Raw genomic sequence first — 13357 nt, 5'->3', positions numbered from 1 at the left:
TTTGGACCGCGTGGAAGCAGTAAAAATACTTTAATCGTTAAATAAATAAAAGAGGTAGTAATTGATTCTATGGATGAAAATATATTATTTCAAACAATTAATGTGAGTAAAAGTTTTGGCCCGGTAAGGGCGTTAAATAATGTTGATTTTAGTTTGCAAAAGGGAGAAATAAGAGGATTAATTGGAGAAAATGGATCGGGTAAATCTACCTTGGCAATGATAATAGCAGGGATTGTTTTAAAAGATAGCGGGAAGATGCTCAAGGAAGGGAAAGAGTATAATCCAAAACAAATTCAAGATGCTTTTAAAAATAAAATTGCCATCGTCACTCAAGAAAGTGGATTGATTGAAGATTTATCGATCGCAAATAATTTATTGCTCGGAAGAGAAAAAGATTTTACTGTGAATGGATTTATAAAGGCGAAAGCAATAAATGAAGCTGCCAATCTAATGATTTATAGAATACTAAAAAATAAGAAATTCAACGTAGAAGAAAAAATTTTAAATTATTCATTTGAAGACAAAAAATTAATAGAAATAATAAAGGCCTTATATCAAAATCCTGAAATATTAATATTAGATGAAACAGCAGATGCTTTTTCTCGGGATAACAAAAATTTATTATGGGATGTTATTAGAAAAGTTAAAAACGAAGGTGTTTCAATTATATATATCTCTCATACCATTTCAGAAGTTTCAGAAGTTACCGATAAAATTACCATCATGAGAGATGGAGAAATAATAGATAATATCGATTCTAACAACTGTACCGAAGATGATTTAAAGAAAATGATGGTGGGTCGGGAACTGAAATCTAATTATTATCGTGAGGATAATCAAGCGACCTTTAATAAAGAAAAAGTAGTGTTGAAGGTCGAAAATTTAAGTTCTAAAGATGCATTTCATGATATTTCGTTTTCATTACATGAAGGTGAAATATTATGTTTGGGTGGATTAAGCGGATGCGGTATGTCCCAGTTAGGGAAAGCTATTTTTGGATTATTAAAAACTGATACCGGGACAATCTATTTACCAGAAAAAAATAAGTATTTAAAAAATCACTCACCAGTCGAATCGATAAATCAGGGAATAGCCTACCTACCTCGAGACCGGGACTCTGAAGGAGTTATGTTGCTGGCAAGCGTGAAAGATAATATTACTCTGGTATCTTTAGATCGAATTAAGCGAAAAAGTTCATTTATTAGTCCAAAAGACGAAGTAACGTTTGCTGAAAAGGGAGTTAATGAGTTAAGCATAAAAACCGCCAATATAAATCAGTTTTGTATTGGTCTAAGTGGTGGAAATAGGCAAAAAGTCAGTTTAGTGAAATGGTTGATGCGAGAATGTGAGATTTTAATATTGGATTGCCCAACTCGAGGAGTTGATGTAGGAATAAAAGCTTATATTTACCAAAAATTACATCAATTAAAATTACAAAAAAAATCGATTATTCTTATATCGGAGGAGCTTACTGAATTAATCGGGATGGGAGATCGAATATTAATAATGAAAGAAGGAAATTTGTGTCAAAAAATATTTATTAGAGACGAAAGGCCACGAGAAGAAGAAATAATAAATTATATGATTTGATGAGTTAATTAATTTAAAAAATAGAAAGGAAAGTAGAAAATTAAGTGTCGAAAAAAATTGATAAATACATACCTATAATAGTGTTTGTTCTTTTTGTCAGTGTGATTTCTATTTTGACAAAAGGCAGAAACATTAATTTTACCAATATAAAACACATATTAAATCAAAGTGTTGCATTGATAATTAGTGGTATGGGTGTAATATTTGTTATGTCTCAAGGGAGTTTGGACCTTACCCAAGGATCTATTTTAGTCTTAGCACCTTTAATTGGAATTTTTAGCGAAAATGCTATTCCTGGTTCATTCATCCCAGTCGTTATTTTGGTTGGGATGTTAATTGGATTAATGACCGGATCAATTTTTTCGCTATTAAAGGTGCCTTCTTTTGTCGCAACACTCTGTTTAAGTTTTGTTTTAAGAAACTTCGCTTATTTTCTATGGGATTATATTCCTGGAGGGTATGTTTACATTCCATTTAACCTTTTTGTGTTGGATAAATCGCAATATAAAATTCCTATTCTTATTCTTATTGTGCTAACCATGTACTATATTTTTGAATTTACAAAAGTTGGAAAATACAGTAAAGCGATTGGTTCTGATGAAAAGGTTGCTGAGTATTCAGGGGTTCCAGTAAAGAAAATGAAGATTTTAGCTTTTGTTTTATCCGGTATGCTTGGGGGTGTATGTTCTTTATTTGGTGTTTTTAGAGCAGGTACCTTAGCTTTGGTAACCGGACATTTTTTTGAATGGGATGTTTTAGTTGCTGTTTTGTTGGGTGGAACTCCTCTCACCGGCGGAGCAAATAGCAAATTATTGGGGGTTATTCTTGGATCAATTACCATTTCAGTAATAAATAATGGTTTAGTTCTATTAAATGTTCCAACCTTATATCAACAATTGGTTAAAGGTTTAATTCTTATTACTATCATATCGTTATCCTTTGAGAAAGAAAAGGTAATGTTTGTTAAGTAGAAATTGATTAATTAAAAAAATTATAACTGATTATTTAGTTTTTTAAACAAAGGAGAAAAAAAATGGATATAAGATTTGACGGAAAAATTATTGTTGTTAGTGGTGGTTCAACCGGAATAGGAGAAGCTACAGTTAAAAATTTCCTTGAATCTGGAGGATCAGTAATTTTTACCGGAATAGAGAAACCTGAGAGTCTTGATTTTACCAAGTATCAAAATTATCAAGGCAAGTATGATTATAAGCAGTTAGAAGTTACCAACGAAGAAGAAGTTAAAAATTTTGCTTTATATATTAGTGAAAAATATCATGGTTGTGATGTTTTATTTAATAATGCAGGAATAATAGACGCCCATATACTCCATGAAACTCCAACCCAAGAATGGCTGCGAACTATGGATGTAAATGTAAATGGAGTTTATTACATGTCAAAATATTTTCTTCCTCAGATGATTAAAAAGGGTGGTGGAGTGATTATAAATACTTCATCCATTTCCGGATTACAAGGTGACTATACTTTTTGTTCATACAACACTTCAAAAGGTGCTGTGGCAAATCTAACCAGAAACATGGCTCTTGATTATGCTCAATATAATATTCGTGTTAATGCGGTGGCTCCTGGATCGGTAAGAACTTCAATGTATAGTAAATTTTTTGATTCAGTTGGTGGACAAGAAATTTTAGACTTAGGACATTCTTTGGAGTATCCATTGAAAAGAGTTACACTTCCTGAAGAAGTTGCCAATGCAGTTGTATTTCTTGCTTCAGAACAGGCCTCCTTTATTACAGGCATCAATTTAGTGATTGATGGGGGATTAACAGCTCACACCGGAGCACAACATAATTGGGAATTGGTAAAAATAATACGTGATTATAACAAAAAAGAAGATAAGCAAAAATGATAGTCATTGCTCCTTATAAAAATATATTTCAATATTTAAGAGCGAGGCAAATATGGAATACATATTAGGCATAGATATTGGAACGAGTGGATGTAAATGTGTGTTGTTAGACAAAGAAGGGAAGCCAATAATAACCAAGTCGAAGGAATATTTTCCCATAACCAAAGCAGATGGCACAGTAGAGCAGAATCCAAATGAATGGTACGAAGCAGCTATATTTTGCTTAAATCAAATCAATAAATTAGATAAAGTTGATTTAAAAAAAATTGTGGCTATATGTGTTACCGGGCAAATGCAAGGAATTACATTAATTGGTAAAGATGGGAATCCAGTTCGGAATTCGATTCTATGGAATGATATTCGAAGCGAGCGTGAAACCAATGAGTTGAACAAAAAATTTGGTGAAATTATGGAAAAAACAATTGGTTTTCTTGTGACTCCCGCTTTGACTGTGAGTAAAATTACTTGGTTAAAAGAGCATGAACCAAGTAATTGGAATAAAACTTATCAGTTTACATTTGCTCCAAATTTTATTACCTATAAATTAACCGATCGCATCATTGCTGATGAAAACAACATATCTTTTTCTGGATTGAATGATGTTAAAAACAATTGTTGGTCGGATGAATTGATTCGCCTATGTGAAGTCGAAAAATCAAAAATACCGGAGCTAACTGGTTGTTTCGATATGATTGGAACCGTTACCAAAAGAGCTGCTTTGGAGACTGGACTTCAAGAAGGCATTCCTGTTGTGGCTGGTGGGGGAGATGGAGGTTCAGAAAAATATTCTATTGGCATCGAAGGAATGTCGAAAATGATTATAAGATTAGGATCGGCAGCAGATATAGGTATAGTTGTTCATGTTGACCAATTTAAACATCTGGATATATGGCCGGGAATTCGAGGTGTTATGCGAGATTATTTAATAATCTCGAGATATACCACAGCCTGTGCTGCATCAATCAAATGGATGAGAGACGTATTTTTTAGTGAATTACCAGCTGATAGTAATACTTATACTGTTATGGATAAAGAAGCTTCAACTGTTCCATTGGGCTCAGAGGGTCTTCTTTATCATCCATATTTATCCGGTGAAAATGCTCCCTATTTTAATTCTTCATTAAGAGCAAAATTTAATGGCATTAATTCAGGACATAGAAGAAAGCATTTTTTAAGAGCTGCTTATGAAGGTGTTTCTTTTTCCCTGCGAGATGTAATTAACTCAGTTAAAGAGTTTGAAAATGTAAAAGAGGTATTTTTTGTCGGAGGTGGTACTAAAAGTAAATTTTGGGTTGCAATTTTGACTGATGTTTTAGGAAAAGGAGCAACTATCCCACAATATTGTGATGCAGCTTATGGTGCTGCACTCATGGCGGGGCAGGGTGCTGGAATTTGGGATGCACGCAACAAGATTGAAAGTAATTTAAAGAATAGTATAAAAGTGGGGTTTAATGAAGAAAATCATCAAAAATATAACGAAGTATTTAAAAAATATATGGAACTCGCAGGAAAATAGGTAACAAAATGCATCTCAGAATGATGATGGTGAATTCACCGCTATTGCTAAAATGGAAAATGGTTAAAGTTATAAAATTGATTAAGGAGGAGAAACTGTGAAGCCAATTATTATAACCGAAGAGAGCATAAAAGGTTATGGATATTTATTAAGCGAGAGCAAAAAGGATCCCATATTAAATAACGATCATTTTAAATATATAAGTGATGTTTATAAATTAATAGTCGATGGAGAGATGACTGTTGGTATATTAATCGGTCGAAAAAGAGAAATGGTATTGAAAAATCTAGAAAGACACAAGGAAACAGTCGAAATTCTTGTTCAATTAGAAAATGACTCGGTTGTTTTTTTTGCAAAACAAAATGACCAAAGGGAGTCAATAAAAGATATTAAAGCCTTCTATTTTAATAGTGGGCAAGCAGTTGTTTTAAACAAAGGAACGTGGCACTGGGGACCATTCCCAATTGCAAAACCGGAATGTAAGACTTTAATTGTTTTTAAGAAAGGTACATCACAAAACGATTGTGATATACGGGATTTAGAGGAAGGTATAAAAATAGAATAACATAAAGGAAGAAAAATATTTCTGATATTAGTTTAAATTATAGATTTATAAATTAAATTAAAATTATTTATAAATAAGAGAGTTCTGGGTTAAATTTTAAATATATTGAAAAAAGATCAGAAATCATGACATCAAAAAATTGCCATATTTGAATGATCAGAAATCAAGAAATCAAAGAAATAAGACCATAAAACTGAAGGAGATAAAAAAGTAAAATATGAAAACAAAAGTATATGAAAATAATTATAATGAATTAGTTATAGAGGAAATGAGAAAAATTCTCCCACAAGATGCCGTTTCTACTAAAATAGTGGATAGATTAGCGGTATGTCATGGTGCATTTAATGTTGAATATAAATGGATACAAGCAGGTAAATATCCCTATATTCCTGACGTAGTGGTTTGGCCAGAGACCACTGAACAAGTATCTGAAATTCTAAAAATTGCCAATAAAAATAAAACTGTGGTGATACCATATGGTGGTGGTTCAGGTTCGGTAATGGGCTCGGTCTTTTTTAATGGCGGCATCTGCCTCGATACCAAAAAGTTAACCAAGTTTATTCTCAATGCGAAGGGGATGTCAGTCACGGTTGGTGCTGGTTGGAATATTAGTCAATTAGAGGATGAATTAAACCGATTCGGATACACCATGGGCCATTTTCCCCAATCAATGAATTCAGCTACAATTGCTGGTTCAGTAGCAACCAGTGCCATCGGAACATTCTCTACGAAATACGGTAAATTTGATGATATGTTAATAGCCCTCGAAGTAGTATTGCCAACTGGTGAAATATTGTTTACCAAAGATGCCCCCAAGGCTTCAACCGGCATTAATTTAAATTATTTGTTTCTTGGTTCAGAAGGTTCCTATGGTATCTGTACTGAGGTAACTGCCAAAATATGGCATCAACCAGAAGCAAGGAAATTTTCCGTTTATACTTTTAAGACAACCCATGATGGATTTGAAGCAGTTAGAAAAATGGTGTCGTTAGGTCAGGCAACACTTGCAGTTGTTAGACTATATGATGAGTATGAATCGGTTTTTACGATTGATGCCTATAAATTCGAAGAAGGCTATGCTTTACTTTATCTTGGCTTTGAAGGGAGAAAAGACCAAGTCGATCTTGAAATGAAAATAAGTGACGAAATTTGTCGTGCCGAGGGCGGCATTTATAAAGGTGACCAGGCAGCCAAACAGTGGGAAAGGGACAGACTTGATACCTCATACGGACTTGGTACAACTCATCTTCCCAATGGTGCTGCGGAATCGTTAGAAATTTCTGCCTCGTGGGATAAGTTAGAAGATGTTTGGTTAGCTATGAGAAATGCTATAGCACCTTATGCTCAAATAATACATGTTCACTTTTCTCATATGTATCATACTGGGGGTAATCTGTATTGCATCATACACACAATAAGGGGTAAGGATTCAGAAGATGCAGAAAAGAATTTTCTTAAATGTGTTAAGAAATCTTTAGATGCCTGTGTAAAGGCTGGTGGTTCTATTTCCCATCATCATGGAGTTGGTACACTGAAAAGCAAATGGATGTTTGACGAACATAATAATGGTTTTGAGATTATGAAAAAAATTAAGAGAGCAATTGATCCCAATAATATAATGAATCCTCCAGTTCTAGGATTAGGAGGTGAAGCAAATGTTGGATAAATACAAAGATCTTATGGAAGATTGTTCAATGTGTAATGATCAATGTGTCTATGGCTGTCCAGTGTTTACTATTAATAGGACTACTACTGTTTATCCTGGAAGGAAAGTATATTTGGCTCGTTGTATAATAAAAAATGAAATTGAACTTGATGAGAATGTTCAAGATGTACTTTATCAATGTTGTAGTTGTGGACTTTGCAAAACGTTTTGCTTGTATGGAATAAAGGGTAAACCAAGAGATCCGGTTCCTCTTATTCAGAAAATAAGACATGAGATAATTAAAAAAGGAATAAAGACTGATTTTGTGACAGAAGCCGAATTGCGAATTAAGGAATTTGGGAATTTGTACGGTGATGTATCTAATATTCTCGAAGAAGTAAAAGCAACGAATAAAAGCGGCAAGAATGGGGGTATTCTTTATTTAGTCGATGCTGAGATGTTAGCAATAAGTCCAGAAGCTCCAAAAGCTGCAATTCAATTAATGAATAAAAAGAATATCAAACCGATTATTTCGGATATGCTTGAAACTGGCTACGATATCAAAGCTATTGGTTTTTTTGAAGAAGCTGTTTCTATAGCCAAGAATACTGCAGATTATTTAAATAATCTATCTGTATCTAAATTAATAGTATCATCCCCTAAAGCATTTTATGCTTTAACCGAGTGGTATAAAGAGATTAATATCAAGATAAACAAAGAAGTGATTTTAGAAACCGATTTCTTTAGAAACTTGTTAATTGTTCATCATAATGAATATAAATTGAGGCCATCTGACATACAAAACTTTATTAAAAATGAGGGATTGGTCGTTTATCATGATGGGTCTTTTATGGCAAGGTACTTAAAAAATTTCGACACTCCCAGGATGTTAATAAAGCCTTTATTTACTCGTTATGAAGAACTTAGAACCAGTAGAGAAGAAGCCAGACCTTTAGCTCCAGCAGTGTATCCTCTTGGGTTATCTGATGATTATCTAGAAAAATTAGCAAACAATAGAATTGTCGATATTATGGAATTAAAACCTGATTATGTTATAACATCAGACTCGCTTTCCTATGCTGCCCTTAAAAAATATTGGGATAAGGACAAAGTGTTAAGTATCCCCGAAGCACTCCTTATGAGTTTTGTAGACATGGAGAAATAAAAAATAATCAATAGTAGACACAACATTGAAAAATGATTGATTTTTTTTAAAAACAGCTGGTTATTTCTTTTCTTTAAAAAAAACCGAGACTGAATCAGTCTTGGTTGAAATCTTTAATCGGGTCAAGTCATAGTTACCTTTTGATAAAAGCTTAATATTAATTATAATATTAATATTAAGGTAGTTAATTAATATCGTAAATGAAATAATAAGTTAATTATAATAAATTCAGTTATAAAATAGATATTATTCTCAAATAAAAAGCGTGTAGAATAATGAATTAGATATTGTTAATTTTAAAACAATAATACTTCTCTTGATCTTCATATATTTAATTTTAAATTTATCTATACTTTAAAGGAGTTATTTGTATTATGTCAATCGATCAAATACCTATTTATCTGAAAATTAGTAACATCCTAAAGGAAGAAATTCTAAACGGTGTTTATCAAGTTGGTGAACTTCTCCCAACAGAAAACGAATTAGAAAAGAAATACGTAACCAGTAGGACTACTATTCGAAATGCATTAGGATTGTTAGAAAGAGAGGGATTAGTAGTTCGCAGACAGGGCAAGGGAACAGTAGTAATGGAAACCAAAACCATCGAAAATATGAACTATATTACTTCTTTTGCCGAAACCCTCAAAGAGAAAAACATAAAAATTGAAACAGGGAGCTTAAATGTTGAACTAATCAATCCACCTCAAAAAGTCGCATCGCTTTTAAATCTTAAGAAAGGTGAAAAAATATACCATGTCCAACGTCTCCGAATTGCTGATGGCATACCCATAGCCTATATGAACAATTACATTATACCTCGGTTTGTTCCCAACCTTGCTGATAAAAAAGATCAGCTTTATGAGGAGGGCCTTTATCAAATATTTGAAAAGGATTATAAATTAAGACTTCATCAGGCAGTTGAAACAATAGAAGCTTATAATAGTGGTCTTCTTGAAACTACTATTCTTCAAGTTCCGGAAAAAACAGCGCTCTTTCATGCTTTAAGGGTTACTTATTTAGAAAATGGTACACCATTTGAAGTGGTTATTTCTGTTATTCGAGCCGATAAATATCAATACCGAGTTTTTCTGAAAGGAAGACCACCTCAATTTTAATAAATAGATTCAGAATTTTTCAATTGAATTAAAATTCTATTGCCCTTTCATTCGTTCTTTATAAGATAGAAATTAATTCACTGCTTTATTTAATACTGCTAAAAAACCTTAATTAGTCCTATCTTTGTTTGCAAAATCCTTTAAAATTGATAATAACCTGAAAGATGGGATATTTCATTTTAAAAATTTTCTGATAGGATAAATAGAGAGTCATTCTAGTTTTTTTTGTAAAAAGGTCAATTCGTTAAGGTAATAATCTAAAAAAGCCGTGTTTTTCTTGGAATTCATTTAAAGACTAAATATTGGTTTTTTTAGAATGAAAAATTGTATGTAAATTGATTAAAGAGTAAATAAAAAATTAAACAGGGAGGTTATTTTTTTGAAAGAGATATTGAAAAAAAGAAATTTACTGGAAGCTGAAGCAGAAACGGGTAATAACACGTTTTCCGATATTCTAAGTAAAGTTGGTAGTAATGTGGTTCGCGATACTCTCATGCTACTGAGAGAAAACGAATCAGAATCAGGACGAATTAAGGTTGGATATACGACTATATATCCCCAATGCTTTACTCGTGGTCATATACATGCTCCGTTAGAAGAGGTTTATTTCATTACCTCCGGAAAAGGAATAATGGAGATAGACGGAGAAAAATTTGAAGCAGAAGCCGGTGACGTGGTATATATCCCTTTTGCTAAATTTCATCGAACTGAGAATCCTTATCATCTTCCCCTTTCTTACGTATGGATAACCATCAATAAGGAAGGTTGATATCATCATGCCAGAATGTTTTTTCCTGGTTGTAGATATCGGTACCGAGAGCGTGAGAGCCGCTCTGATTGATAGTTTGGGTGCTATTGTTGGTATTCAATCCCGGTCTACAGATTTTTTTTCACCTCATCCTGGCTGGGCTGAACAAAGACCTGATGAGTGGTGGGAATTAACCATAGAATGCCTCAAACAACTCATGGTTGAGCATCCCGGCATTGAAGTTGTAGCGATCGGGGTCAGTGCCCAAATGCATGCAGTGGTTCCAATTGATTCTCGTGGGACTTTGTTGATGGATAAGGTCCCAATCTGGTGTGATAAACGTTCAACCGATATATGCCAACAATACCAAAAAGAGTTATTACCCAAAGAACAGATTCAGTTAACTGCCAATCTCATCATACCGAGTTGGACTGGCCCCAAAATGAAATGGATTAAAGGTAATCTTCCTCAGGTCTATCAACAAACTGAAATTTTCCTAACGGCGAAAGATTACCTAAACTTCCGTTTTACTGGTGAAAAATATACTGATTTTTCGGAAGCATCAGGTAGTTTTCTTTTTTCCTGGAAAACGAAACAATGGGATAATGAACTGATTAAGATGTTTGGGATTGATAAATTGAAACTTCCCGAAATTTTACCTTCAAATGCGATAATTGGTAAATTACTTCCAGACATCGCTGCTCAAATTGGCTGCCAACCTGCTATCCCGGTGATTTGTGGAGCTGGTGATATGTTGTGTCTCCTTTTAGGAGGGGGAATGGTTCGAGAAGGGCGTTCCTGTGATGTAACCGGAACTGCTGCTGATGTTTCGGTGTTGAGTCCAAAACCACTTTTGACCGAACATTTGATGAATCTCCACCACGCTATTGATGGTTGGATTAGTTTTGGAATTTTGGATAGCGGTGGTGGTAGCTTAAAGTGGTTTCGAGAGGCTTTTTATCATCAGGAAGATGGTAGAAAAATGTCCTATGCTCAGATTGATGATGAAGCCAGTGATGTTCCAGCTGGTGCTGATGGCTTATTATTTTTTCCTTATTTAATGGGGGAGAGACTATTAGGTTCTCCCTCGGCACGGGGTAGTTTTTTTGGTTTGCGTCCTCATCATCAGCGAAAGCATTTTGCTCGAGCAGTCATGGAAGGGGTTTGTTTTGATTTAAAAATGAGCTTGGATGAGATCGAAGAGCGGTATTCAGGAACTATTGAAGAAATGTCAGTGATAGGAGGGGGCGCCCGGAGTTCTTTATGGTGTCAGCTCAAAGCCAATATCTATCAAAAAAAAGTATTTACTCTGGCTGAATCCGAAGGTGGAATCATCGGAGCGGCTTTGTTGGCTTTTTCTGCCCTAAATGGAGAGCCGGTCGATGAGATAGCTGAAAAGTGGTTAAAAGTAAAACAGGTTTACGTTCCCGATGAATCGCGGTTTGATGAATATCAAAAGCAGTATAAAAATTTTCGGTTGTTCCACGATATTTTCCAACAGGCTTATCTTCATTTTGGAAAGGAGAACTAAAAGTGCAATATTATCATTCTTTTATAAATGGAAAATGGGAAGAAGGAGAAGGTTCTTTTGAGGTTACCAATCCGTCCAATGGTGAAGTTATTGCAGCTGTTTCTAAAGTGACGCTCAATCAGATGAAAAATACCATTGATGGTGCTCATGTTGCTTTTAAAATTTGGTCAAAAAAGCTCGCCGTTGAAAGAAGTCGGTTGCTTTTTAAAGCAGCGGAAAAAACGAGGGAAAAAGCTGCCGAGATCGGTACGATCTTAGCCAAAGAACAGGGAAAGGCTATCAAGGATGCCGAGAAAGAGATTATCGGAGCAGCTGATTGTTTAGAATATTATGCTTGTTTAGGAGTAAACATTTTAGGCGAGGTTCCACCCCCAAATGCTTTGAATTTGCGAAGTATTGCCCTTCGGCAACCAATAGGAGTCGTGTTTGCAGTTGCTGCTTGGAATTATCCGGTTAGTCTTATTTCTTGGAAAGTTGCTCCAGCTTTAGCTGCTGGTTGTACAGTCATCATCAAACCATCTCGAGAAACACCACTTTCCACCATTGAGTTTGTGCGAGTTTGTAATGAAGCAGGATTACCAGCCGGAGTTTTAAACGTAGTAAACGGTGAAAATGCCCTGATTAGTAATGAAATATTTTCTAATCCATTAGTGAAATTAGTAGCCCTCACTGGTTCAACCAAGACCGGAAAAGAATTTATCAAAGCTTCTGCTCATACCGTTAAAAGACTGATGTTGGAATTGGGTGGGCATTCTCCCTTTATCGTTTTTGCTGATGCTGATTTGAACCGAGCCGTTAAAGATGGTGTTAAAAGAGCCTTCCGAAATACTGGTCAAATCTGTAATTCAGTCAATCGAATTTTTGTTGAAAAAAGTGTATATGACCAGTTTGTGAAGAATTTTGTTGAAGGGACCAAAAAAATACGTATCGGTGATCCCTTTGAGGATCCAGTTCCTGACTGTGGACCAATGGTCAATCAATCCGGTGTGAAAAGGATGGAAGAATTCATTCAAGATGCGAAAACTCATGGCGGTCGAATTGAATGTGGTGGAAAGAGACCAGAGGATCCAAAATTCAGCAAAGGGTGTTACTTTGAGCCAACAGTTATTACTAATGTTACACCGTCAATGAAAATCATGATGGATGAACCCTTTGGACCGATCGTTGCTATCGATTCTTTTTCCAGTGTTGAGGAAGCGGTTATTAAAGCTAATAACACTCGGTATGGTTTAGTTGCCTATGTATATACCAGCGATATCAAGAAGGCTGGATGGGTCGCAGAAAATCTGGAATGGGGAAATGTGGCCATAAATAATATTAGTCCGGACAGTTTGTATGCACCTTATCCGGGATGGAAAGAAAGTGGGATTGGTTTAGAACTCGGTCATTATGGACTTGACCAATATTTAGAATGGAAAAATATCAAAATAGAAATTTAGTTGAAAGTCAGTTATAAGCTTTTAATTGCTGGTATTTTTATACCAATGATTGGAAAGCAAAATACAAAATCTTAAAAAATACTCGGAGGTTTTTTAGCCGGGTTTATCTCAGGATAAAAGGGGGTGATGGGTTATTCATTAGGACCCTGTGTGATTATGAGGGTGTGAATGAT

11 protein-coding genes are annotated in these 13357 nt (G+C 34.6%); all 11 read left to right on the top strand.

The features are described from left to right. The first annotated feature begins 69 nt into the window (after positions 1-69). The 11 genes from PLK24_RS03510 to PLK24_RS03460 all read left to right on the top strand — a co-directional run bounded on the left by PLK24_RS03510 (position 70) and on the right by PLK24_RS03460 (position 13184). Positions 70-1590: a sugar ABC transporter ATP-binding protein gene (locus PLK24_RS03510; RefSeq protein WP_324476383.1), complete on the top strand. Its 1521-nt coding sequence runs from the start codon at positions 70-72 to the stop codon at positions 1588-1590. Positions 1591-1634: 44 nt separating this feature from the next. After that, positions 1635-2561 (top strand): ABC transporter permease, encoded by a 927-nt coding sequence (locus PLK24_RS03505; RefSeq protein WP_324476382.1) that lies wholly within the window; start codon positions 1635-1637, stop codon positions 2559-2561. A gap of 62 nt (positions 2562-2623) precedes the next feature. Further along, on the top strand, positions 2624-3460 hold the full coding sequence (locus tag PLK24_RS03500; RefSeq protein ID WP_324476381.1) for an SDR family NAD(P)-dependent oxidoreductase: 837 nt from the start codon (positions 2624-2626) through the stop codon (positions 3458-3460). Between the two features lie 52 nt (positions 3461-3512). Continuing rightward, entirely contained in the window at positions 3513-4976 is a 1464-nt protein-coding gene (locus tag PLK24_RS03495) for a xylulokinase (protein ID WP_324476380.1), read from the top strand. Between the two features lie 97 nt (positions 4977-5073). Then, a complete protein-coding gene (locus PLK24_RS03490; RefSeq protein ID WP_324476379.1) occupies positions 5074-5541 on the top strand; it encodes an ureidoglycolate lyase in 468 nt (155 codons plus the stop codon). A 217-nt stretch (positions 5542-5758) separates the two neighbouring features. Further along, positions 5759-7207: an FAD-binding oxidoreductase gene (locus PLK24_RS03485; protein ID WP_324476378.1), complete on the top strand. Its 1449-nt coding sequence runs from the start codon at positions 5759-5761 to the stop codon at positions 7205-7207. Beyond that, positions 7197-8351, top strand: a complete 1155-nt coding sequence (locus tag PLK24_RS03480; RefSeq protein WP_324476377.1) for a 4Fe-4S dicluster domain-containing protein — start codon at positions 7197-7199, stop codon at positions 8349-8351. Before PLK24_RS03485 ends, PLK24_RS03480 begins: the two co-directional genes overlap by 11 nt. A gap of 374 nt (positions 8352-8725) precedes the next feature. Further along, positions 8726-9466: a GntR family transcriptional regulator gene (locus PLK24_RS03475; protein ID WP_324476376.1), complete on the top strand. Its 741-nt coding sequence runs from the start codon at positions 8726-8728 to the stop codon at positions 9464-9466. Positions 9467-9845: 379 nt separating this feature from the next. Then, on the top strand, positions 9846-10235 hold the full coding sequence (locus PLK24_RS03470) for a cupin domain-containing protein (RefSeq protein ID WP_324476375.1): 390 nt from the start codon (positions 9846-9848) through the stop codon (positions 10233-10235). A 7-nt stretch (positions 10236-10242) separates the two neighbouring features. Beyond that, positions 10243-11745, top strand: coding sequence for an FGGY family carbohydrate kinase (locus PLK24_RS03465; RefSeq protein ID WP_324476374.1), 1503 nt, complete (start codon positions 10243-10245; stop codon positions 11743-11745). Positions 11746-11747: 2 nt separating this feature from the next. Next, positions 11748-13184: an NAD-dependent succinate-semialdehyde dehydrogenase gene (locus tag PLK24_RS03460; RefSeq protein WP_324476373.1), complete on the top strand. Its 1437-nt coding sequence runs from the start codon at positions 11748-11750 to the stop codon at positions 13182-13184. The last annotated feature ends 173 nt before the right edge of the window (positions 13185-13357 follow it).

It is taken from the genome of Atribacter sp. (assembly GCF_035418125.1).
GTDB classification, from domain to species: domain Bacteria; phylum Atribacterota; class Atribacteria; order Atribacterales; family Atribacteraceae; genus Atribacter; species Atribacter allofermentans.
Note: the sequence above shows the minus strand (reverse complement) of the source record. Positions and strands in the feature narration are given on the sequence as shown.